Below are 20,646 nucleotides of genomic sequence, written 5' to 3'. Positions count from 1 at the left end.
TGTATCGAGGGCGGCGCCATGCTGCGCCGCCTGCCGCCCGAGCCCCGACATCTAGCGTGCGTTCACCGCATCTCGTCCATCGGGGTCACCCCCAGAATACCAAGACCGGCGGCGATGACAACCGCCGCGGCCGACAGCAGCGCCAGACGCGCCAGCGTGCCCGCCGGATCGTCGGGCTGGACGAAGCGCAGCGCCGGCTCGTCCTTGCCCTTGTTCCACAGCCCGTGCAGCTCGGCGGCCAGCTCCTGCAGGAAGAAGGCGACGCGGTGCGGCTCGTGGCTGCGGGCGGCGGCCTCGACCTGGCGCGGCCAGTCGGCGATGCGCGCGGCCAGCGCCAGCTCGGCCGGGTGGGCCAGCGGCGCCAGGTCGGCCTGCGGCACGGCGGCGACGTCGATCCCCGCCTCGGCGGCCGCGCGCAGGGCCGAGCGCGCCCGCGCATGGGCGTATTGCACATAGAACACCGGGTTGTCGCGCGACTGCTCGAGCGCCTTGGCGAAGTCGAAGTCGAGCGGCGCGTCGTTCTTGCGCGTCAGCATCATGAAGCGGGCGACGTCGGGGCCCACCTCGTCCACCACGTCGCGCAGCGTCACGAACGAGCCCGCGCGCTTGGACATCTTGAAGGGCTGGCCGTTCTTGTAGAGCTTGACCAGCTGGCACAGCTTCACGTCGAGGGGCACCTTCTCGTCGCTCAGCGCCGCGACGGCGGCCTTGAGGCGCTTGACGTAGCCGCCGTGATCGGCCCCGAACACGTCGATCAGCTGATCGAAGCCGCGGCGCACCTTGTCGTAGTGATAGGCGATGTCGGGGGCGAAATAGGTCCACGAGCCGTCCGACTTCTTCAGCGGCCGGTCCACGTCGTCGCCGAAGGCGGTGGCGCGGAACAGGGTCTGGGGGCGGGGCTCCCAGTCCTCGGGGGTCTTGCCCTTGGGCGGCTCGAGCACGCCGACATAGATCAGCCCCTTCTTCTCGAGCGCGTCCAGCGCCTCTTCGATCCGGCCCGAGCCGTAGAGGGACTTTTCCGAGAAGAACACGTCCATGCGCACGCCCAGCGCGGCAAGGTCCTCGCGGATCAGGTCCATCATCATGGCGGTGGCGAACTCGCGCACCTCGGGCAGCCATTCGGATTCGGGCTTGTCCAGCAGCGCGTCGCCGTATTTCTCCTTCAGCGCGGCGCCGACGGGGATGAGGTAGTCGCCGGGATAGAGGCCCTCGGCGATCTCGGGCTCGAGGCCGTGCGCCTCGCGGTAGCGCTCGTAGGCCGAACGCGCCAGCACGTCCACCTGCGCGCCGCCGTCGTTGATGTAGTATTCGCGCGTGACGTCATAGCCGGCGAAATCGAGCAGGCTGGCCAGCGCGTCGCCGAACACCGCGCCGCGCGTGTGGCCCACATGCAGCGGCCCGGTGGGGTTGGCCGAGACGTATTCGACGTTGACCCGCTGGCCGCGGCCCATGTCCGAACGGCCGAAATCGGTTCCCGCCGCCAGCGCCGCCGCCACCGCGTCGCGCCACACCTGCGGCGACAGGCGCAGGTTCAGAAAGCCGGGGCCCGCGACCTCGGCCGACAGCACGCGCGCGTCGGCCTGAAGGCGCGGCGCCAGCATGGCGGCGATGTCGCGCGGCTTGAGCCCGGCCGGACGCGCCAGCACCATCGCGGCGTTGGTGGCCATGTCGCCATGGGCCGGATCGCGCGGCGGCTCGACCGCGACGTTGGACAGGTCCAGCCCCTGGGGCAGCGCGCCTTCGGCGGCGAGCGCGTTCAGGCTGTCGAGGACGAGCGTCTTGATGTCGGCGTAAAGATTCATCGGGTCGGCTCCGGCAGAGGGTCGGGCGCGCCGCCCGCGGCGGACGGCGGCGGACGGCGGCGGCTTGGGCGTGTCCTATCATGCTCTGCGCCGGGGTCAACGCGCGCCGCGCGGCGCGGGCGCCGCCCGGCGGCCGCCAGGCGCGAAAGGCGGGGGCGCGCCGCCGGGCGCGAATGGAAAAGAGGCGCCGCCGGGCGCGAACGGGGAAGCGGCGCCGCCGGGCGCGAACGGGAAAGCGGCGCCGCCAGGGGCGAACGGGAAAGCGGCGCCGCCAGGGGCGAACGGGAAAGCGGCGCCGCCAGGGGCGAACGGGAAAGCGGCGCCCGCCGCGCCCCATGGGGCCCCGCGGGCCGAGGGCGGCCGGCGTGCGGCATGGGCGCGCCCTTGCGCCGGATCGCGCACGTCGCGGGGGGCGGCGCGGGCGGCGGCGCGCGGGGGGCGGCGCTCAGACCCGCGCCTGCGGGTCGGTCAGCGCCTTGTGCTCCTGCAGCGCGAAGCGGTCGGTCATGCCGGCGATGTAGTCGGCCACCACCCGCGCGCGCGCCGCCTCCGAGGGCGCCGCCTCGGCGCGCAGGCGCCAGTCGTCGGGCAGGACGCCGGGCGAGTCCATGAAGATGGCGAACAGCTCGCGCACCACCGCCGCCGCCTTGCGCCGCATGCGCCGCACCTTCCAGTGCCGATACATGCGCGTGAACAGGAAGGCGCGGATCTGGCGCAGATCCTCGCGCAGCGCATCCGAGAAGGCGATCATGGGCGCGCCCGCCTCGCGCACGTCCTGCGCCGAGCGCGGCGCGGCGGCCTCGAGGCGCCGGCGGCTTTCGCACAGCACGTCCTCGACCATGACGCCGAAGACGCGGCGCAGCGCCTCGTGCTGCAGGCGCTGGGGCTCGAGCCCCGGCCAGCGCCGCTCGACCTCGGCGAAGCAGGGGCCGACGATGGGCAGCGCGCGCGCCTCGTCCAGCGTGAACAGGCCCGCGCGCAGGCCGTCGTCCAGATCGTGGTTGTTGTAGGCGATGTCGTCCGACAGCGCCGCCACCTGCGCTTCGGCCGAGGCGTGGGTGGTCAGCTCGAGCCCGTGGCGCACGTCGCACTCGGCCAGGCAGGGCGGCAGGCCGTCGCGCTCCATCCCCGGCGCCAGGGGCGGGCCGTTGTGCTTGGCGATGCCCTCGAGCGTCTCCCAGGTCAGGTTGAGGCCGTCGAACTCGGCATAGCGGGTCTCGAGCTCGGTGACGATCTTGAGCGCCTGCGCGTTGTGGTCGAAGCCGCCGTAAGGCGCCATGCAGGCATGCAGCGCATCCTCGCCGGTGTGGCCGAAGGGCGGATGGCCCAGATCATGCGCCAGCGCCACGGCCTCGGCCAGCTCCTCGTCCAGGCCCAGCGTGCGCGAGATGGTGCGCGCCACCTGCGCCACCTCGAGCGAGTGCGTCAGCCGCGTGCGGTAATAGTCGCCCTCATGCTCGACGAAGACCTGCGTCTTGTGCTTGAGGCGGCGGAAGGCGGACGAGTGGATGATGCGGTCGCGGTCGCGCTGGAAGGGCGAGCGATGGGCGCTTTCGGGTTCGGGATGCAGGCGCCCGCGGCTGCGGGCCGGGTCGCAGGCCCACGGGGCCCGAGAGCTGGCGGTCATGGTCGGTTTCCGTTCCTGTCGGCGCGCCGGCGGCGCAAGGCGCCTTGCCGCGGCGGGGCGGGCGCATACATGATGGGTCGGCACGCTATAGCGCAATCGCCGCGCTAGGGGAACGCGCCCGCGCGGCGCACAAGGATCGGACGCTGGAACATGGACATCGCCCTGCCCCCGAAGGTCACCGAACGCGCCTTCGAGCGGTTGTCGCAGATCGCCCGCGAGGCGGGCCGCCCCGCGCTGCTGCGCGTGGCGGTGGACGGCGGCGGCTGCTCGGGCTTTCAGTATCGGATCGAGCTGGCCGACGCGCCCGCGGAGGACGATCTGCGCATCGCCCGCGGCGACGCGATGGTGCTGATCGACCCGGTGTCGCTGCCCTTTCTGTCGGGCGCGACCATCGACTTCACGCGCGAGCTGATCGGCGCGCGCTTCGCGGTGGACAACCCGAACGCCTCGTCAAGCTGCGGCTGCGGAACCTCCTTCTCGATCTGAGGCCCCGCGCCCCACGCGCCCTGCCCCTGTCCTTGCGGCGCGGGGCCGGGGCAGGGGCAGGGCGCGTGGGGCGCGCCTGATTTCTCCTCGCGCGCCGCGCTGGGCACGTGCGCCGACCATGCCGCCCGCCGCCGCGCCGGCCGCGCCGATCGCCGCGCGGCCGGGCCCTTGGCGCAGGATGCGCCGCGCCAGGACGCCCGAGCGCGACCGCCGCCCGCCCCGCCGCGGCGCGCGGCGGCCTTGCGCGCCCCCGATGCGCGCCCCGATGCGCCCGCCTGATGCGCGCCCCGATGGGCCCAAGCGCCGCGCTGGCGCCGCACGCGCGAATCCGGCACAAGGCGCGCATGGATCACGTTCGCTCGCTGCTCAAGACCGTCTTCGGCTTCGACGCCTTCCGCCCCGGCCAGGAAGAGATCGTCAGCGCCATCATGGCCGGCGAGGACGTTCTGGCCATCATGCCCACCGGCGGCGGCAAGTCGCTGTGCTACCAGCTTCCCGCCATCGCCCGCCCCGGCCTGACGCTGGTCGTCTCGCCCCTGATCGCGCTGATGCGCGACCAGGTCGAGGGCCTGCGCGCGGCGGGCGTCGAGGCGGGGGCGCTGACCTCGGCCAACGGCCCCGAGGAAAACCGCCGCGTGCTCGAGGCCATCGACTCCGGCGCGCTCAAGCTGCTCTACCTTGCGCCCGAGCGGCTCGACTCGGCCGGCCCCATGCTGCGCCGCGCGGGCGTGTCGCTGCTGGCGGTGGACGAGGCCCATTGCGTCAGCCAGTGGGGGCATGACTTCCGCCCCGACTACCTGCGCATCGGCGAGCTGCGCCGGGCGCTGGGCGACGTGCAGACCGCCGCCTTCACCGCCACCGCCGACGCCGAGACCCGCGCCGAGATCGCCGCCAAGCTGTTCGCCGACCCGCCGCGCGTGTTCCTGCGCGGCTTCGACCGGCCGAACCTGTTCCTGGCCTTCCAGCCCAAGACCTCGCCGCGCCGGCAGCTGCTGGACTTCGTGCGCCCGCGCGCGGGGCGTTCGGGCATCGTCTATGCCGGCTCGCGCAACAAGACCGAGGTCCTGGCCAAGGCGCTGAACGATGCGGGCGTGCCCGCCCTGCCCTATCACGCGGGGCTCGACCCCGAGGCGCGCGCCCTGCACCAGGACCGCTTCCAGCGCGAGGACGGGCTGGTCATCTGCGCCACCGTGGCCTTCGGCATGGGCGTGGACAAGCCCGACATCCGCTTCGTCGTCCATGCCGACCTGCCCAAATCCGTCGAGGCCTATTACCAGGAGATCGGCCGCGCCGGGCGCGACGGCGCCCCGGCCGAGACGCTGACCCTCTACGGCGTCGAGGACATCAAGCTGCGGCGCATGCAGATCGAGGAAAGCCAGGCCCCCGAGGCGCGAAAACGCGCCGATCACGCGCGCCTCAACGCGCTGCTGGCCCTGGCCGAGGCCCCGCGCTGCCGGCGCCAGACCCTGCTGGCCTATTTCGGCGAAGAGCGCCCCGAGCCCTGCGGCGCCTGCGATCTGTGCCGCCAGCCGCCCGAGCTGTTCGACGCCACCGAGGCGGCGCAGATGGCGCTGTCGGCCATCTACCGCACGGGAGAGCGCTTCGGCGCCGGCCACATCGCGGCCGTGCTGCGCGGCGAGGACGACGCGCGCGCGCGCCAGCTGGGGCACGACCAGCTCAAGGTCTTCGGCATGGGGCGCGAGCGCTCGCGCGCGCAATGGACCAGCATCCTGCGCCAGCTGCTGGCGCTGGGGCTGACGCGGGTCGACGGCGCCACCGGCGGCTGGGCGCTGACCGAAGAGGCGCGCCCGGTGCTGCGCGGCGAGCGGCGGCTGATGCTGCGCAAGGAAACGGCGCCGCGCCGCGGCGCGGGCGACGCGCGCCCCGCCCCCGCCGCGCTGCTCGACGAGGCCGACGAGCCCCTCTTCGCCCGCCTGCGCGGCCTGCGCCGCAAGCTGGCCGAAGAGCAGGGCGTGCCCGCCTATGTCGTCTTTCCCGACCGGACGCTGATCGAGATGGCCACGCGCAAGCCCCGCACGCTGGACGAGCTGGCCGCCTGCCCCGGCGTCGGCGCGGCCAAGCTGGCGCGCTACGGCCCCGCCTTTCTCGAGGCGCTGACCGGCGCGCCGCCGCCCGACGAGCACCCCGCCCGCCTGCGCCTTGCGCCCGAGGGCCGCGGCGCCCTGTTCGACGCGCTGCGCGAGGCGCAGATCGCGCTGGCGCGCGGCGCCGACGGGGCGGGAAAGCCCATGTCGCTCGATGCGGCGACGCTGGCGCGCATCGCGCGCCGGCGCCCGCGCAGCGTCGACGAGCTGGCCGCCCTGCCCGGCGTCGGCGCCGCGCGCGCCCAGCGCTTCGGTCCCGCCTTTCTGGGCATCATCGCCGCGCATGAGGACGAGGCGCCCTGACGCCGCGCCCCGGCCCCGCGCACCCCGCGCACCCCGCGCGCCCTTGCCCTGGCGCCGGAGGGGCGGATATGCTCCGCCGCCCGGCCCCCTGCGGAGAAGCCCATGAAGATCGCCAGCTTCAACATCAACGGCGTCAAGGCCCGCCTGCCCGCCCTGCTGGAATGGCTGCGCGAGGCGCGCCCCGACGTCGTCGCCCTGCAGGAGATCAAGAGCCAGGACTCGACCTTCCCGCGCGAGCCCATCGAGGATCTGGGCTACAACGTCGCCACCCATGGCCAGAAAGGCTTCAACGGCGTCGCCATCCTGGCGCGCCGCCCCATCGAGGACGTCGTCCGCGGCCTGCCCGGCGACCCCGACGACGCGCAGGCGCGCTGGATCGAGGCCACCGTCGCCGGCGAGGCGGGCGCGGTGCGCGTGTGCTGCCTTTACGCGCCCAACGGCAACCCCGCGCCGGGGCCGAAATACGACTACAAGCTGGCCTGGATGGCGCGCCTCGAAGCGCACGCCGCCGAGCTGCTGGCGCGCGAAGAGCCCACCGTTCTGGCCGGCGACTGGAACGTCATTCCCCAGCCCGAGGACGCCGCCGACCCCGAGGCCTGGCGCGAGGACGCGCTGTTCCTGCCCCAAAGCCGCGCCGCCTTCCGCCGCATCCTGCACCAGGGCTGGTGGGACGCCCTGCGCACGCTGCACCCGGAAAAGGGGCTCTACACCTTCTGGGATTACCAGGCGGGGGCGTGGCGGCGCGATCACGGCATCCGCATCGACCATCTTCTGCTCAGCCCCCAGGCCGCCGACCGCCTGCGCGCCTGCGAGATCGACCGCCATGTGCGCGGCGGCGAGAAGCCCTCGGACCACGCGCCGATCTGGGCCGAGCTCGAGATCTGAGGCCGCCCGCCGCTTGCCGCGCCCGGCCGCGCGCCATAGGTAATGCGGCGACGCTCACCTCCCCGAACGAAGGCCCGCCATGACCGCCACCCGCGAAGACCTGCTCAAGGCCCTGTCCGCCGTGCTCGATCCCGAGACCGGCAAGGACATCGTCGGCGCCGACTATGTGCGCGCTCCTGCGGTCGAGGACGGGGTGGCGCGCTTCGTGCTCGAAGTTCCGGCCGAGCGGGCGGCGCGCCTCGGCCCGCTGCTCGACGCGGCGCGCGAGGCCGCCGGGCGGCTCGAGGGCGTGCGCAAGGTCTCGGCGGTGATGACCGCGCACGCGCCGGCCGGCGCGAAGGGCGCGGCAGGCCCGGCGCCCGCGCTCAAGATCGGGCGCCACCCCACGCCCCAGGCCTCGCGCCGCATCGAGGGCGTGCGCAACGTCATCGCCGTGGCCTCGGGCAAGGGCGGCGTGGGCAAGTCGACCCTGGCGGCGAACCTTGCCGCGGCGCTGGCGCGGGCGGGCCGCAAGGTCGGGCTGCTCGACGCCGACGTGCTGGGCCCCAGCCAGCCGCGCATGATGGGGCTGTCGCGCCGCCCCGTCTCGCCCGACGGCAAGACCATCGAGCCGCTCGAGGCCCATGGCGTGCGCTTCATGTCCATCGGCCTGATGGTGCCCGAGGACGAGGCCGTGATCTGGCGCGGCCCGATGCTGATGGGCGCGCTGCAGCAGATGCTGGGCCAGGTGCGCTGGGGCGAGCTGGACGCGCTGATCGTCGATCTGCCCCCCGGCACGGGCGACGTGCAGCTGACGCTGTGCCAGAAGGCCGAGGTCACCGGCGCGCTGGTGATCTCGACGCCGCAGGACGTGGCCCTTCTGGACGCGCGCAAGGCGCTGTCCATGTTCCGCAAGCTGAACACGCCGGTTCTGGGCGTGGTCGAGAACATGAGCGCCTATGTCTGCCCCAATTGCGGGCACGAGGCGCACATCTTCGGCCATGGCGGCGCCCGCGCCGAGGCCGAGCGGCTGGGCCTGCCGTTTCTGGGCGAGATCCCGCTCGACCTGCAGATCCGCCTTTCGGGCGACGAGGGCGCGCCCATCGTCGCGCGCGCGCCCGACAGCCCGCAGGCCGCGGCCTTCGTGCGGCTGGCCGAGCGGCTGGTGCGCGAGGGCGTGGCATGAGCGCGACGCTGACCGGGCTCGGGATCGGCGCGGCCTTCGCGGCGCTGTTCGCGCTGACCACGGCCAGCGGGCTTGACCGGCTCAATCAGGGGTTCTTCACCTCGTGCGGGCTGGCGGCGCTGGTGGGCGCATGCCTGGCGCTCGACGGCTGGGTTCTGGCGGGGATGGCCGGCTTCGTGGCCGGAACGGCGGCGTGGGCCGAGCTGCGCCGCGCCTGGGCCGGCGGCTTCGCACGGAGGCGCGGATGACCATTGCGCAGATGCTGGCCGACCCGGCGATCTGGGCGGCGTTCCTGGCGCTGGCGACCATGGAGATCGTGCTGGGGATCGACAACCTGATCTTCATCTCGATCGTCTCGAACCGCCTGCCCGAGGCGCGCCGCGCCGCCGCCCGGCGCATCGGCATCGCGCTGGCGCTGGGCCTGCGGCTGGTCATGCTGACGGGAATCGCCTGGATCGTCGGGCTGACCGAGCCGGTGATCGACCTGGGGCTGAGCGGCCCGCCCGGCCCGCATGGCGCGCCCGCTTTCGAGACCGCCCTGTCCTGGCGCGACATCATCCTGATCGCGGGCGGGCTGTTCCTGGTCTGGAAGGCGACGATGGAGATCCACGAAAAGCTCCAGCCCGCCGAGCATGGCATGCTTTTCGCGCCGGCGGCGGCGGCGGGCATGGCGGCGACCGTGGCGCAGATCGCGCTTCTGGACGTGGTGTTCTCGATCGACAGCATCCTGACGGCGGTGGGCATGACGCAGCACGTGCCCGTCATGATCGCCGCCGTGACGGTCGCCGTCGCGATCATGGCGCTGGCGGCGGGGCCGGTGGCCGAGTTCGTGCGCGCCAATCCCACGGTGGTGATGCTGGCGCTGGCGTTTCTGTTGATGATCGGCATGGTGCTGATCGCCGACGGCTTCGGCGTGCACGTGCCCAAGGGCTACATCTACGCGGCCATGGCCTTCTCGGCCTTCGTCGAGGGGCTGAACATGCTGGCCCGGCGCCGCGCCGCGCGCCGCAGGCCGGCAACGCGGACCGGGGGCGAGTGACGCCCGGGCGGCGTCGCCCCCCGTTCGCCCCCGTTCAGCCGCGCGCGCGTCGGCGCGCGCCGCGCGCCAGCCCCAGCCCGCCCAGCGCCAGCGCCATCAGCCCCAGCGCCCCAGGCGCGGGCACGGCGCTGGTGGTCGGGCGGTCGTACTCGATCGACGCCACGGCGCCGCTGATGTTGTCGTAGCGCAGCGCGAAGGCGCTGACCGACGCGACGCTGCCATCGGCGCCCACGGGCAGCGGCCCGCCGCCGACAAAGGCGTAGCGCCAGAGGGAATTGTTGCCGGTCAGCCCTTTCGAGCTGAGATTGGTCACGCTCAGCGCCCCGGCGGCGCCCAGATCGGCCACCGACCAGAAGCCCGAACTGGTCCCGTCGGCGTAGTCGAAGCGGAACTGGATGTCCGACGTCGAAAGGGGGTCGGCCTCGTCGATGTCGAGAAGCGTCAGCGCCGAGAACGACACGCCGCCCGGATCGAGGAAATCGAAGGTGATCTCGCCGCCCTTCGGATCGTCGTTGAGGTTCGCGCCGCCCCAGTTGATGATGAGCACGCGGCCCTGCGGGGCGGTGCCGAAGGTCGGCCCCGTCGCCAGGTCCGAATCGCCGCCCGTGCAGGTGGTTCCGAAATCGGGCCCGCAATTCGAGTCGAACAGGCCCAGAGTCGAGCCCGATCTGTTCGGAGCCACGCTGAGCCGCACGCCATGATTGGTGAATTCGTCGCCGTTCAGCGCCGGAACCCCCGAGACGACGGGCGTTCCGCCGTTCATCGTGTCGAAATCCAGCGTCATCGCCGCCGCGGGCGCGGCGATGACCGCCGCGGCGACCGCTGCGCCGCCAATGCGCTCAAACATGGTCGATCCATTCGTTTTCGGCCGCGCAGGGGCGCGGGTCGGGATCGATCATAGCGGATCGGGGCGGTTTTCACAAACCTCATTCATCTAAAATTCAACTCACGCGAGCCGCGCCCCCGCCCCTCGCGCGCAGGGCGCTCAGGTCTCGCCGATCAGGATGCCCGCGGCCAGGACCATCGCGCCGCCCAGCACCACCTGGAACACCGCGCGGCCGATCGGCGTCTGCATGTAGCGATTCTGGATCCAGGCGATGGCCCACAGCTCGACGAACACCACCGCCAGCGCGATCGCCGTCGCCAGCCGGAAGTCCGGGATCAGATAGGGCAAGGCGTGGCCCAGACCGCCGACCGCCGTCATCACCCCCGCCGCGATCCCGCGCTTGACGGGCGAGCCGCGGCCCGAGATCACGCCGTCGTCCGAGGCGGCCTCGGTGAAGCCCATCGAGATGCCCGCGCCCACCGACGCCGCCAGCCCCACCTGAAAGGTGGTCCAGGTGTCCTGCGTGGCGAAGGCGGTGGCGAAGATCGGCGCCAGGGTCGAGACCGAGCCGTCCATCAGCCCGGCCAGCCCGGGCTGCACCCAGGTCAGGACGAAGCGACGATGGGCGACCAGCTCCTCTTCGTCGCGCACGTCGCCCGACAGATGAGCCTGCTCGAGCTCTTCGGCGCGGCGCTCGTGCTTGCGCTCGGCGGCGGCCAGGTCGCCCAGAAGGCGGCGCGTGTCGGGGTCCGAGGCGCGCTTGGCCGCGCGCTCGTAGAACTCGGCCGCGTCGCGCTCCATGCGCGCGGCCTCGGCGCGGATGGAGTCGAGGTCCAGATTCTCGACCAGCCACACCGGGCGGCGCCAGTAATAGCCGGCCACATGCTCGCGCCGGATCAGGGGTATGGGCCCGTCGAAGCGGCGCTTGAACAGCTCGATCAGGCTGGCGCGGTGAGAATCCTCCTCCTCGGCCATGGCGTCGAAGACGGCGGCGGTGGCCGGATACTCGGCGCGCAGGCGCGCGGCGAAGGTGCGGTAGATAGCGGCGTCGTCCTCCTCGGACGAGATGGCCAGGGCCAGGATCTCGGGCTCGGTGAGCTCGGAGAACTTCTTGCGTCCGGTGATGAAGCCGATCATGCCGCGCTCCTTGCCTGATTGCCGCCGCCAAATTTGGAATGGTTATAATTTTGCGGCGCAGCGCAGGCAAGCCCGCACATCACTCCGCATCCGGCTGGTTGGCGGGCGCGGCGCGGGCGATCTCGGGCACGGCCTCGCAGGCGTCGAAGATGCGCATGATGGTGGGATAGGGCGCCATGTTCACGTCGAAGCGCCGGTTGTTGAGCACCTGCGCGTAAAGGCACAGATCGGCCATGCCCGGCGCGTCGCCGTGACAGAAGGCGCCCGTGCGCGGATCGTCGCGCAACATGCGCTCGAGCGGGGCCAGCGTTTCGGCGACCCAATGGCGGAACCACGCGGCCACCGCCGCGTCGTCGGCGCCGAACTGCTCGCGCAGCCGGCGCAGGACGCGCAGATTGTTGACGGCGTGGACCTCGCAGGCGATGGCCTGGCTCAGCGCCCGCACGCGCGCGCGCCCGAGCGGATCGGCGGGCAGAAGGGGCGGATCGGGCCAGGTCTCGTCCAGCCACTCGATGATCGCCAGCGACTGGGTCAGGGCGACGTCGCCCCCCGGCGCGCCGCGCAGCTCGAGCGCGGGCAGAAGCCCCTGCGGGTTGATCGCCAGAAAGGCGGGGTCGCGGTGCTCGTCGCGCACGAGGTGATGGGCGACGTAGCGCGCCTCGAGCCCCTTGAGGTTGAGCGCCGCGCGCAGCCGCGTCGAGGTCGAGCTGCGGAAATAGCTGTGCAGGATGAGTTCGGTCATCGTCTTCCTCCGGGCGCCGCCCTCAGCGATAGGCGGCCAGCGCGTCGGCGACCGTGCGCATCGAGGCCGCCGCCTCGGCCGCCCGCCGCGCCGCGGGGCGGCAGACCTCTTCCTTGACGACATAGCCGCGCGCGCATCGGGCCATGGTCGTCAGCGCGCGGCGCTCGGCCGCCACATCCGCCTTCCAGCGCGCGAACAGACCCTGGCGCTGGATGCGGTCCATCTCGGCCTCGAGCGCGGCGCAATCGACGCGCTGTCCGCGCAGCGCCTCGGCCAGCCCCTCGGTCGCGCCGGGCGCCTGGCACAGCTTCCACAGCACGTCCGCCAGAACAAGCGGGAACAGCCGCGTCATGGTCCGATAGCGCGGCCCGATGGCCTGCCAGCCGCGGGCCACCCCGTCGGGGGGCCAGAACTCGTAGCTGATCAGGAACACGTCCGGGTCCATCACCCCGCCGGCGCGCGCGGGCGGATCCTGATAGCCGGCGGGCTGCTCGGGCGGCTTGACGCCCTCGCGCAGAAAGGCCAGCCGCCGCGCCTGGTCGGCGCGCGGCGCGCCGCTCTCGTCCAGCGGAATGGCGGTCAGCGTGGCGGCGAGCGGCCCGCCCTCGAAGCGGATGTAGAGCGCGCGCGTGTCGAAGATCAGCGGCGCCTCGATCGCGCCCTCGACCCAGCGGCCCTCGAAGGCGGCCTCCTTGCCGTTCGAATCGATGAAGCGCCCGCGCGGAACCTCGCCGGCGTCCTCGACCACGATCCGCATGCCCTGCGCGTCGCCCGCGCCCTCGAACGCGCCCAGCAGCGCCTCGGCGCGCGCGGCGGGGGGCGCGCTCGGGGCGGGCGGGGCGGCGCCGCCCTGCTGGGCGGGGGCCGGGCCGGGGCCGAGCGCCGTCAGCGCTGCGGCCAGCGCCGGCAGGATGGCGCGGCGAATGGCGCGAATGGCGGGCATGGGCGGCCTCCCTGTGTGGTCCGGCGTGTCTTCAGGCGCGGCGCGCTGGCACTCTATACTCGATTTTCCGCGCCCGGGAGGGCAAACAGGACCCGACGCGCCGGGCGCGCCAACCGAAAGACGAATCGCGCGATGGAACGGGGCAAGAACATGGACTGGGACAAGCTGCGCGTGTTTCACGCGGTGGCCGAGGTGGGCAGCCTGACCCATGCCGGCGAGACGCTGCATCTGAGCCAGTCCGCCGTCAGCCGCCAGATCCGCGCGCTGGAGGAAGAGATCGGCGCGACGCTGTTCCACCGCCACGCGCGCGGGCTCTTGCTGACCGAGCAGGGCGAGCTGCTCTATCACGCCACGCGCGAGATGGCGCGGCAGCTCGAGACCGCCGCCGCCCGCATCAAGGACAGCAAGGACGACATCTTCGGCGAGCTGCGCGTGACCACGACCATCGGCTTCGGCACCATGTGGCTGTCGCCGCGGCTGGCGAAGCTGTTCGCGCGCTATCCCGAGCTGAAGCTGGATCTGAACCTGACCGAGGCGGTGCTGAACCTGCCCATGCGCGAGGCGGACGTGGCCATCCGCATGAAGGAGCCCAGCCAGGCCGACCTGATTCGCCGTCGCCTGATGACCGTGCGCATGCGCTTTTACGTCTCGCGCGCCTACATCGCCGCCCATGGCGAGCCGCGCAGCCCCGAAGAGCTGCGCGAGCACCGGCTTGTGGGCTACAGCCCCGGCGCGCCGCAGGTGGCCGCGGGGGCCGAGTTCCTGGCCCCCTTCCTGGCCGAGAACCGCAAGTCGCGCATGACGGTGAACAACTATTTCGGCCTCTACAAGGCGGCGCTGAACGGGCTGGGGGTGTGCGCCCTGCCCGACTATCTGACGCGCGGCGAGGAATCGCTGGTCAACGTCCTGCCCGAGCTGCACAGCGCCGACATCCCGGTCTATTTCGTCTACCCGACCGAGCTGCGCCGCTCGAAGCGCGTGGCCGTGTTCCGCGACTTCGTGCTCGAGGAGCTGGAAGCCGAGGGCCTGCTGGCGGGCTGACCGCCGAGCCATGCGCCTGTTGCAAATCCGCCATGCAATCGCGCCTTCGACTTATGTTGCAGTTGCACATTCGATAAGGCGGCCATATATCAACCGCGTCAGGGCGACGATGCTTCGACGCTGTGACATACCTCCCTGTTGGACTTGGCCGAGCCTCGCGCTCGGCTTTTTTTTTGCGCCGGCGCGGGCGGGCGCGCCGGGGCGGCGTTCAGAACCACAGATCGCGGCCCTGCTGCGGCATGCCCGCATAAAGATGCGCGACCTCTTCGGCATAGCCGTTGAACAGCCTGGTCGGGATGCGGTCGCCCGTGGCGATGTCGCGCTCGTCGGCCTGCGACCAGCGGCGGTGCGGCACGTCGGGGTTCACATTGGCCCAGAAGCCGTACTCGTCGGGCTGGAGCGTTTCCCAGAACGAGACGGGGCGTTCCTTGACGAACGAGATGCGGCGGATCGACTTGATCGACTTGAAGCCGTATTTCCACGGCAGGTGCAGGCGCAGCGGCGCGCCGAACTGCTTGTGCAGCGTCTTGCCATAGGCGCCGGTCACCATGAAGGCCAGCGGGTTCGTCGCCTCGGCCAGCGTCAGGCCCTCGACATAGGGCCACGGATACCAGCTCTGGCGCTGGCCGGGCATGGCCTCGGGGTCGAGCACGGTTTCGAAGCGCACATGCCGCGCCTCGGCGCGCGGCGCGGCAAGGCGCACCAGCTCGGCCAGGGGAAAGCCGATCCAGGGCACGACCATGGACCAGGCCTCGACGCAGCGATGGCGGACGATGCGCTCTTCGATCGGCATGCGCGCAAGCAGATCCTCGAAGCCGATCTCGAAGGGCTTATCGACCAGCCCGTCGATGACGATGGTCCAGGGATCGACGACCAGCGCCTGGGCGCGGGCGTGGATCTGCTTGTGCGAGCCGAACTCGTAGAAATTGTTGTAGCGCGCGGCGATGCGCTCGGGCGTCGGGGGGCGGCCGGCGTCGGCGAAGGCCGGATTGCGGGGCGGCGGCGGCGCGATGGGGGCCTCGAAAGGCGCCGCGCCGGCCTCGCCCTCGGGCCATGCGGCGCCCAGGCCCGCCAGCCCCAGCGCCGCGCCTCCAAGGCCCAGCGCGGCAAGGACTGCGCGGCGGCCCTGATAGACGCTTTCGGGGGTGACGCGGTTCTCGCTCAGGCGCCAGCGGGGGCGGCGGTGGATGAACATGGGGCGATCTCCTGCGAATCGGACGAGTCGCGCGGGCCGCGCCTGCGCAGCGCCGGCGGCGCGCCCTTTCAGCCTAGCGCGCGGCCCGGGGGCGTCCATGGCCGCGCGCGCGCGATCACGCAGCTGTGCGCGCCGCCGCTCGCGCGGCCCCATCGCGGCGCGCCGCGACGGGCCGTTCCCGGGCATCGCCGAGCCGCAATCCCGACCGGTGCAGAGGACCGATTCGCATCGGCGCCGGCATCGCCCCGGCGGCAGGCCGCGACGAGCCGTTCCCGGGCATTGCCGACCGCCGGTCCCGACCGACGCGGCGAACCGCGCCGCCTCGGCGCCGGCATCGCGCCCGGCGGCGGGCCGGGCTCGGCCGTTTGCGCGCGCCGCCGATCGGCGGTCGCGATCGGCGCGGCCGGGCGCGCCATGCCGAAGCCGGCGGCGCGGGGGAAAGGGGGCGCGGGGGCGCGGGGGCGCTCAGTTCTCGAACTGATCTTCGCCGAGGCCCTGAAGGTGCAGGATGGCCGAAAGATCCGACCAGCGCAGCGCCGCGTCGGCGCAGGCGGCCACGGCGGGCTTGGCCCGATAGGCCACGCCCAGCCCCGCCGCCTCGATCATGGCCAGATCGTTCGCGCCGTCGCCCACGGCGACCGCCTCGGCGGGCGAGGCGCCGATCTCGGCGCACAGCGCGCGCAGCGCCTCGAGCTTGGCCTGGCGGCCCAGGATGGGCTCTTCGACCTCGCCCGTCAGGCGGCCCTCGGCGATGCGCAGCCGGTTGGCCTGATGACGCGCGAAGCCCGCCATGCGCGCGACGGGTTCGGCGAAATGCGTGAAGCCGCCCGAGACCAGCGCCGTCACGGCGCCTTGGGCGGCCATGGTGCGCGCCAGCGTCCGCGCGCCGGGGTTGAGCGAGATGCGCTCGGCCAGCACGCGATCGAGCGCCGCCGCCGGCAGGCCCGCCAGCAGCGCCACGCGCGCGCGCAGCGCGCCGTCGAAATCCAGCTCGCCGCGCATCGCGCGCTCGGTGATCTCGGCCACGCGCGGCTTGACCCCGGCGAAGTCGGCGATCTCGTCGATGCACTCGACGGGAATGATGGTGCTGTCCATGTCGGCGATCAGAACGCGCTTGCGCCGTCCCTCGCGCGGGACCGCGTTGACGTCCACCTCGGCGTCGGCCAGCGCCGCGCGCGCGCGCGCCAGAGCCTCGGCGCGCGCCTCGGGCGTCATGGCGCCGTCCAGATCCAGCTCGACCCCGCCCCGGCCAAGGCGCCGGGGGGCGCCGGCGCCGGCGGCCCTGGCGGCGGCCTCGGCCTGGGCGTCGGACACGCCCCGGGCCGAGGTCAGCACGATCAGATGCGACATGCCACCGCGCTCAGCTTTGCGCCGCGGCGGACGCGGCCTCGCGGTTCTCTTCCTCGAGCTGCTCGGCGATCAGGAAGGCCAGCTCGAGCGCCTGCGCCGCGTTCAGGCGCGGATCGCACGCGGTGTGATAGCGGTCGGACAGGTCGGCGTCGGTCACCTCGCGCAGGCCGCCGGTGCACTCGGTCACGTCGCGGCCCGTCATCTCGAAATGCACGCCGCCGGCATGGGTTCCCTCGGCCTTGTGGATGGCGAAGAACTCGCGCACCTCCTGCAGCACGGCGTCGAAGGGTCGGGTCTTGTAGCCCGACTCGGACTTGATCGTGTTTCCGTGCATGGGATCGCACGACCACACCACCTGACGGCCCTCGCGCTCGACCGCGCGGATGAGGCCGGGCAGATGCTCGGCCACGCGCCCGGCGCCGAAGCGGGCGATCAGCGTCAGGCGGCCCGGCTCGTTCTGGGGGTTGAGGATGTCGATCAGGCGCAGCAGCTCGTCCGGCGACAGGCTGGGGCCGCATTTGAGGCCGATCGGGTTGATGACGCCGCGGCAGAACTCGACATGGGCGCCGTCGGGCTGGCGCGTGCGGTCGCCGATCCACAGCATGTGCCCCGATCCGGCCACCGGCTTGCCGGTGATCGAGTCGACGCGCGTCAGCGCCTCTTCATAGGGCAGCAGCAGCGCCTCGTGCGAGGTGTAGAAGTCCACCCGCTTCATGCGCTCGGAATTGTCGGGATTGACCCCGGCGGCGGTCATGAAGTCGAGCGCGTCCGAGATCCGCGCGGCCAGCGCCTGGTAGCGCTCGGAGCCCGGCGTGCCCGAGGCGAAGCCCAGGTTCCACGCATGCACCCGGTGAATGTCCGCAAAGCCGCCCTGGCTGAACGCGCGCAGCAGGTTCAGCGTCGAGGCCGACTGCAGATAGGCCTGCAGCATGCGCTCGGGGTCGGGGGTGCGGGCCTCGGGGGTCGGGGCCATGTCGTTGATGATGTCGCCGCGATAGCTGGGCAGCTCGACGCCGTCCACCAGCTCGGTCGGCGAGGAGCGCGGCTTGGCGAACTGGCCGGCCATGCGCCCCACCTTCACCACCGGGCGCTTGGCGCCGAAGGTCAGCACCACCGCCATCTGCAACAGCACGCGGAAGGTGTCGCGGATGTTGTCGGCCGAGAACTCGGCGAAGCTTTCGGCGCAGTCGCCGCCCTGCAACAGGAAGGCCCGCCCCTGCGCCACCTCGGCCAGCTTGGCCTTGAGCGCGCGCGCCTCGCCCGCGAAGACCAGCGGCGGATACCCGGCCAGCTTGCGCTCCACCTCGGCCAGGCGGGCGGGATCGGGATATTCGGGCATCTGCAGCGCCTTGCGGGCGCGCCAACCGTCCTTGGTCCAGGGCGCGGTCATGGCGGCTCTCCTTCATTCGAACTTCCGCGCCCGCTATAGCGCAGCGCGCGCCCCGTGGCCAGAAGGCACGCGCGAAGCCGCGCTTGACGGCGCGCCGCGCAGGCCGCAATGGTCGGCCAGACGTCGACAGCCTTCCCCATGGTCAAAGGCCGCCCGCGATGACCGAAGCCACGCCCGGCGCGCAGCCCGCGCGCGAATTCGTGTTCGTCCTGCTCGAGGACTTCACCCTGATCGCCTTCGCCGCCGCGATCGAGCCGCTGCGCATCGCCAACATGGCGTCCGGGCGCACGCTCTACCGCTGGCGCGTCCTGTCCGAGAGCGGAGAGCCCGTGCGCGCCTCATGCGGCGTCGAGCTGCGCGTGGACGGCCCGTTGCAGGAATGCCCGCGCGAGGCGACGGCGATCATATGCGGGGGGATCGACGTGGCGAAGCGCGCGACGCGGCCGCTCATCAACTGGCTGCGGCGCGAGGCGCGGCGCGGCGTGGCCATGGGCGCGGTGTGCACCGGCGCGCATGTGCTGGCCAGGGCCGGGCTTCTGGACGGGCGGCGCGCCACCATCCACTGGGAGAACCGCGAGGGCTTCGCCGAAGAGTTCCCCGAGGTCGATCTGGGCGGCCATGTCTATGTGCTGGACGGCGACCGGATGACCGCGGCGGGGGGCGCCTCGTCGGCGGACATGATGCTGCGGATCATCGCCGCCGAGCACGGCGCCGAGCTGGCCGGCGAGGTGGCCGACCAGCTGGTCTACTCGACCCCCCGCGCCGAGGGCGACCCCCAGCGCCTGTCCGTGCCCGCGCGCATCGGCGTGCGCCATCCCAAGCTGGCGCAGGTCATCCGCATGATGAACGAGAACATCGAGGAGCCCATCTCGGCGGCCGCGCTGGCCGAGGCGGCGGGCATGTCCACGCGCCAGCTCGAGCGGCTGTTCCGCCGCTATCTGGATCGCTCGCCCAAGCGCTACTACCTCGAGCTGCGGCTCGAGAAGGCGCGGCGCCTGCTGCTGCAGACCGACATGTCGGTGATCAACATCGCGCTGGCCTGCGGCTTCACCTCGCCCTCGCATTTCTCGAAATGCTACCGCAGCCGCTACAACCGCACCCCGTATCGCGAGCGCGGGATCTCGGGGCCGGAGTGAGCCGCGCCCGGCGCGGGCGGGCGCGATGGTCGGGGCGCCCAGATTCGAACTGAGGACCTTCGGTACCCAAAACCGACGCGCTACCAGGCTGCGCCACGCCCCGACGATTCAAGCGATTACACAAAGCCGCGCCGCGGCGCCAGCCCCCGACCGCTTCAGCCCGGCGAGGCGCGGGGCGGGACATGCGCGGGGCGTCGCCGCAGCGCGGGCCCCCGCCGATTCAGCCCGTCCGCGTCGGCCCGGCCGCTTCAGCCCGGCCGCCGCGCCTGGTCCGGCGCGGCGCAGGGCCAGGCGGCGCGCGTCTGGTCAAGCCGCGGATGGCGCAGCTGCGCGCCCGGCCCCAGGCCCAGCCGCCGCGCGAGGCCCGCGTTGATCTCGAGCGTCATCGCCGCCGGGCCGCCCGAGGGCAACGGGGTTTCGGAAAAGGGCGTCGCGCGCTCGTGCACGCGCGTGACCACGCCGCGCGCGTCGATGAACAGGATGTCCAGCGGCAGCGGCGTGTCCTTCATCCAGAAGGCGACGGGGCGCGGCGTCTCGAAGACGAACAGCATGCCGTGATCGGCGGGCATGGCGCGCCGGCCCATGAGGCCGCGGGCGCGCTCGGCCGGGTCGTCGGCGATCTCGACCGAGAATCGCGCCGCCGCGCCGCCCCCGGCCGGGCGCAGAACGGCGGCGTCCTCGGCGCAGGCGTCGGCGGGCTGGGCGGCGCGCGCGCCCTGCGCCCCGCCCGCCAGCGCCAGCGCCGCCGCAAGGGCGGCCGCGCGGCGACGGCTCACTTGTTGACGACCTCTTCCCAGCGGCACAGCTCGCCGGCCATCGCCCCGCGCGGCCCCTTGACCAGACGCACGCAGACCGCCTCGCCCGGCTGCAGATCCTGGAAGCCGAAGCGGCGCAGGGTCTCCATGTGCACGAAGATGTCCTCGGGATCGCCGAACACGTTCAGAAAGCCGAAGCCCTTCTGCTTGTTGAACCACTTGACCCGCGCGGGCAGGAAATCGCCCTCGGGCTCGGCGATCTTGGCGATCTCGGTCGGACGCGCGGCGGCGATTTCGGCCGGCGTCGGCGCCGTCACCGACGAGATCTCGGTCGCCTGCAGCCCCCGCTCGCCGCGGATGACGGTCAGCGTCACGATCGCACCTTCCTCGAGGCCGCTGCGCCCCGAGGCGCGCACCACCGCCGCATGAACCATCACGTCCGGCCCCCCCTCGGCCGGAATCACGAAGCCGTAGCCCTTCTCGGCGTCGTACCACTTGACCCGACCCTTGATCAGCCGGGACGCGTTGACAACTTCCCCAGTCAAATGAACCCCCAATGTCTATGAACCCGCTAGCGGACCAAGCCCCTGTTCCTCTATACGGCGAATCGACGACTCGCCGCAAGGAAACCAGATGAATCAATATGAATTGTGGCCAAATGCGGCAAAAATCCGGCAGGCCCGTTTCCAGGGCCGCCGGCGCATGGACGCGCGCCCGCT

Annotated in this window: 19 protein-coding genes and 1 tRNA gene; 8 read left to right on the top strand and 12 right to left on the bottom strand. The window is 72.7% G+C overall.

The window, feature by feature from the left end; genetic code table 11:
- Nucleotides 1-62 precede the first annotated feature (62 nt).
- Both argS and BMW67_RS07190 read right to left on the bottom strand, forming a co-directional pair.
- Nucleotides 63-1,802 (bottom strand): arginine--tRNA ligase, encoded by a 1,740-nt coding sequence (gene argS / locus BMW67_RS07195; RefSeq protein ID WP_072746215.1) that lies wholly within the window; start codon nt 1,800-1,802, stop codon nt 63-65.
- Between the two features lie 445 nt (nt 1,803-2,247).
- Nucleotides 2,248-3,429: a deoxyguanosinetriphosphate triphosphohydrolase gene (locus BMW67_RS07190; RefSeq protein WP_072746216.1), complete on the bottom strand. Its 1,182-nt coding sequence runs from the start codon at nt 3,427-3,429 to the stop codon at nt 2,248-2,250.
- Nucleotides 3,430-3,585: 156 nt separating this feature from the next.
- Here BMW67_RS07190 and BMW67_RS07185 point away from each other — a divergent pair, with 156 nt between their 5' ends.
- The 6 genes from BMW67_RS07185 to BMW67_RS07160 all read left to right on the top strand — a co-directional run bounded on the left by BMW67_RS07185 (nt 3,586) and on the right by BMW67_RS07160 (nt 9,412).
- Nucleotides 3,586-3,915 carry a HesB/IscA family protein gene (locus tag BMW67_RS07185; protein WP_072746565.1) on the top strand — a complete coding sequence of 110 codons (330 nt, stop codon included), beginning with the start codon at nt 3,586-3,588 and terminating at the stop codon, nt 3,913-3,915.
- Between the two features lie 344 nt (nt 3,916-4,259).
- Complete coding sequence (gene recQ / locus BMW67_RS07180; protein ID WP_072746566.1) at nt 4,260-6,323, top strand: DNA helicase RecQ; 2,064 nt, start codon at nt 4,260-4,262, stop codon at nt 6,321-6,323.
- A 102-nt stretch (nt 6,324-6,425) separates the two neighbouring features.
- Complete coding sequence (gene xth, locus BMW67_RS07175) at nt 6,426-7,208, top strand: exodeoxyribonuclease III (protein ID WP_072746217.1); 783 nt, start codon at nt 6,426-6,428, stop codon at nt 7,206-7,208.
- A gap of 79 nt (nt 7,209-7,287) precedes the next feature.
- Nucleotides 7,288-8,373: an Mrp/NBP35 family ATP-binding protein gene (locus tag BMW67_RS07170; RefSeq protein WP_072746218.1), complete on the top strand. Its 1,086-nt coding sequence runs from the start codon at nt 7,288-7,290 to the stop codon at nt 8,371-8,373.
- Nucleotides 8,370-8,621 carry a hypothetical protein gene (locus tag BMW67_RS07165; protein ID WP_072746219.1) on the top strand — a complete coding sequence of 84 codons (252 nt, stop codon included), beginning with the start codon at nt 8,370-8,372 and terminating at the stop codon, nt 8,619-8,621. The genes BMW67_RS07170 and BMW67_RS07165 overlap by 4 nt, the downstream gene beginning before the upstream one ends.
- The gene (locus tag BMW67_RS07160) at nt 8,618-9,412 is read left to right on the top strand and encodes a TerC family protein (protein WP_072746220.1); all 795 of its coding nucleotides are present in this window, start codon (nt 8,618-8,620) and stop codon (nt 9,410-9,412) included. The genes BMW67_RS07165 and BMW67_RS07160 overlap by 4 nt, the downstream gene beginning before the upstream one ends.
- Nucleotides 9,413-9,446: 34 nt before the next feature.
- On the opposite strand, the gene BMW67_RS07155 is transcribed toward BMW67_RS07160, so the two are convergent.
- The 4 genes from BMW67_RS07155 to BMW67_RS07140 all read right to left on the bottom strand — a co-directional run bounded on the left by BMW67_RS07155 (nt 9,447) and on the right by BMW67_RS07140 (nt 13,060).
- Nucleotides 9,447-10,259, bottom strand: a complete 813-nt coding sequence (locus BMW67_RS07155; protein ID WP_072746221.1) for a hypothetical protein — start codon at nt 10,257-10,259, stop codon at nt 9,447-9,449.
- Nucleotides 10,260-10,397: 138 nt separating this feature from the next.
- Nucleotides 10,398-11,375, bottom strand: coding sequence for an iron exporter MbfA (gene mbfA / locus BMW67_RS07150; protein WP_072746222.1), 978 nt, complete (start codon nt 11,373-11,375; stop codon nt 10,398-10,400).
- 79 nt (nt 11,376-11,454) lie between these two features.
- Entirely contained in the window at nt 11,455-12,117 is a 663-nt protein-coding gene (maiA, locus tag BMW67_RS07145; protein WP_072746223.1) for a maleylacetoacetate isomerase, read from the bottom strand.
- Nucleotides 12,118-12,139: 22 nt separating this feature from the next.
- Nucleotides 12,140-13,060 (bottom strand): hypothetical protein, encoded by a 921-nt coding sequence (locus BMW67_RS07140; protein ID WP_072746224.1) that lies wholly within the window; start codon nt 13,058-13,060, stop codon nt 12,140-12,142.
- A 150-nt stretch (nt 13,061-13,210) separates the two neighbouring features.
- On the opposite strand from BMW67_RS07140, the gene BMW67_RS07135 reads away from it, so the two are divergent.
- The gene (locus BMW67_RS07135; protein ID WP_072746567.1) at nt 13,211-14,101 is read left to right on the top strand and encodes a LysR family transcriptional regulator; all 891 of its coding nucleotides are present in this window, start codon (nt 13,211-13,213) and stop codon (nt 14,099-14,101) included.
- A 208-nt stretch (nt 14,102-14,309) separates the two neighbouring features.
- Here the strand turns inward: BMW67_RS07135 and msrP are convergent, their stop codons facing one another.
- From msrP to BMW67_RS07120, 3 genes are all read right to left on the bottom strand, one after another.
- Nucleotides 14,310-15,296 (bottom strand): protein-methionine-sulfoxide reductase catalytic subunit MsrP, encoded by a 987-nt coding sequence (gene msrP, locus BMW67_RS07130; protein WP_072746225.1) that lies wholly within the window; start codon nt 15,294-15,296, stop codon nt 14,310-14,312.
- Nucleotides 15,297-15,761: 465 nt separating this feature from the next.
- Nucleotides 15,762-16,646 (bottom strand): phosphoserine phosphatase SerB, encoded by an 885-nt coding sequence (serB, locus tag BMW67_RS07125; protein ID WP_072746226.1) that lies wholly within the window; start codon nt 16,644-16,646, stop codon nt 15,762-15,764.
- 10 nt (nt 16,647-16,656) lie between these two features.
- On the bottom strand, nt 16,657-18,036 hold the full coding sequence (locus tag BMW67_RS07120; protein WP_072746227.1) for a class II 3-deoxy-7-phosphoheptulonate synthase: 1,380 nt from the start codon (nt 18,034-18,036) through the stop codon (nt 16,657-16,659).
- A gap of 158 nt (nt 18,037-18,194) precedes the next feature.
- On the opposite strand from BMW67_RS07120, the gene BMW67_RS07115 reads away from it, so the two are divergent.
- Nucleotides 18,195-19,172 (top strand): GlxA family transcriptional regulator, encoded by a 978-nt coding sequence (locus BMW67_RS07115; protein ID WP_072746228.1) that lies wholly within the window; start codon nt 18,195-18,197, stop codon nt 19,170-19,172.
- A 26-nt stretch (nt 19,173-19,198) separates the two neighbouring features.
- Here the strand turns inward: BMW67_RS07115 and BMW67_RS07110 are convergent.
- The 3 genes from BMW67_RS07110 to BMW67_RS07100 form a co-directional block, all read right to left on the bottom strand.
- Nucleotides 19,199-19,275: transfer RNA gene (locus BMW67_RS07110), tRNA-Pro, on the bottom strand.
- Between the two features lie 145 nt (nt 19,276-19,420).
- Nucleotides 19,421-19,948 carry a DUF192 domain-containing protein gene (locus BMW67_RS07105; protein WP_245728477.1) on the bottom strand — a complete coding sequence of 176 codons (528 nt, stop codon included), beginning with the start codon at nt 19,946-19,948 and terminating at the stop codon, nt 19,421-19,423.
- The gene (locus BMW67_RS07100; protein ID WP_072746569.1) at nt 19,945-20,472 is read right to left on the bottom strand and encodes a cold-shock protein; all 528 of its coding nucleotides are present in this window, start codon (nt 20,470-20,472) and stop codon (nt 19,945-19,947) included. Before BMW67_RS07100 ends, BMW67_RS07105 begins: the two co-directional genes overlap by 4 nt.
- Between the last annotated feature and the right edge of the window lie 174 nt (nt 20,473-20,646).

Origin of the sequence: Oceanicella actignis (genome assembly GCF_900111545.1) — a bacterium.
Taxonomy (GTDB): Bacteria; Pseudomonadota; Alphaproteobacteria; order Rhodobacterales; family Rhodobacteraceae; genus Oceanicella; species Oceanicella actignis.
The sequence above is the reverse complement of the archived record's forward strand: the minus strand, read 5'-3'. Positions and strand labels throughout refer to the sequence as shown.

Bases quoted from the DNA above. Each gene is read 5' to 3' on its own strand.
- mbfA (WP_072746222.1), bottom strand. From the start codon at position 11,375: ATGATCGGCTTCATCACCGGACGCAAGAAGTTCTCCGAGCTCACCGAG.
- BMW67_RS07140 (WP_072746224.1), bottom strand. From the start codon at position 13,060: ATGCCCGCCATTCGCGCCATTCGCCGCGCCATCCTGCCGGCGCTGGCC.
- maiA (WP_072746223.1), bottom strand. From the start codon at position 12,117: ATGACCGAACTCATCCTGCACAGCTATTTCCGCAGCTCGACCTCGACG.
- BMW67_RS07135 (WP_072746567.1), top strand. From the start codon at position 13,211: ATGGACTGGGACAAGCTGCGCGTGTTTCACGCGGTGGCCGAGGTGGGC.
- BMW67_RS07170 (WP_072746218.1), top strand. From the start codon at position 7,288: ATGACCGCCACCCGCGAAGACCTGCTCAAGGCCCTGTCCGCCGTGCTC.
- BMW67_RS07115 (WP_072746228.1), top strand. From the start codon at position 18,195: ATGACCGAAGCCACGCCCGGCGCGCAGCCCGCGCGCGAATTCGTGTTC.
- BMW67_RS07165 (WP_072746219.1), top strand. From the start codon at position 8,370: ATGAGCGCGACGCTGACCGGGCTCGGGATCGGCGCGGCCTTCGCGGCG.
- BMW67_RS07155 (WP_072746221.1), bottom strand. From the start codon at position 10,259: ATGTTTGAGCGCATTGGCGGCGCAGCGGTCGCCGCGGCGGTCATCGCC.
- BMW67_RS07190 (WP_072746216.1), bottom strand. From the start codon at position 3,429: ATGACCGCCAGCTCTCGGGCCCCGTGGGCCTGCGACCCGGCCCGCAGC.
- BMW67_RS07120 (WP_072746227.1), bottom strand. From the start codon at position 18,036: ATGACCGCGCCCTGGACCAAGGACGGTTGGCGCGCCCGCAAGGCGCTG.
- xth (WP_072746217.1), top strand. From the start codon at position 6,426: ATGAAGATCGCCAGCTTCAACATCAACGGCGTCAAGGCCCGCCTGCCC.
- recQ (WP_072746566.1), top strand. From the start codon at position 4,260: ATGGATCACGTTCGCTCGCTGCTCAAGACCGTCTTCGGCTTCGACGCC.
- BMW67_RS07160 (WP_072746220.1), top strand. From the start codon at position 8,618: ATGACCATTGCGCAGATGCTGGCCGACCCGGCGATCTGGGCGGCGTTC.
- serB (WP_072746226.1), bottom strand. From the start codon at position 16,646: ATGTCGCATCTGATCGTGCTGACCTCGGCCCGGGGCGTGTCCGACGCC.
- msrP (WP_072746225.1), bottom strand. From the start codon at position 15,296: ATGTTCATCCACCGCCGCCCCCGCTGGCGCCTGAGCGAGAACCGCGTC.
- argS (WP_072746215.1), bottom strand. From the start codon at position 1,802: ATGAATCTTTACGCCGACATCAAGACGCTCGTCCTCGACAGCCTGAAC.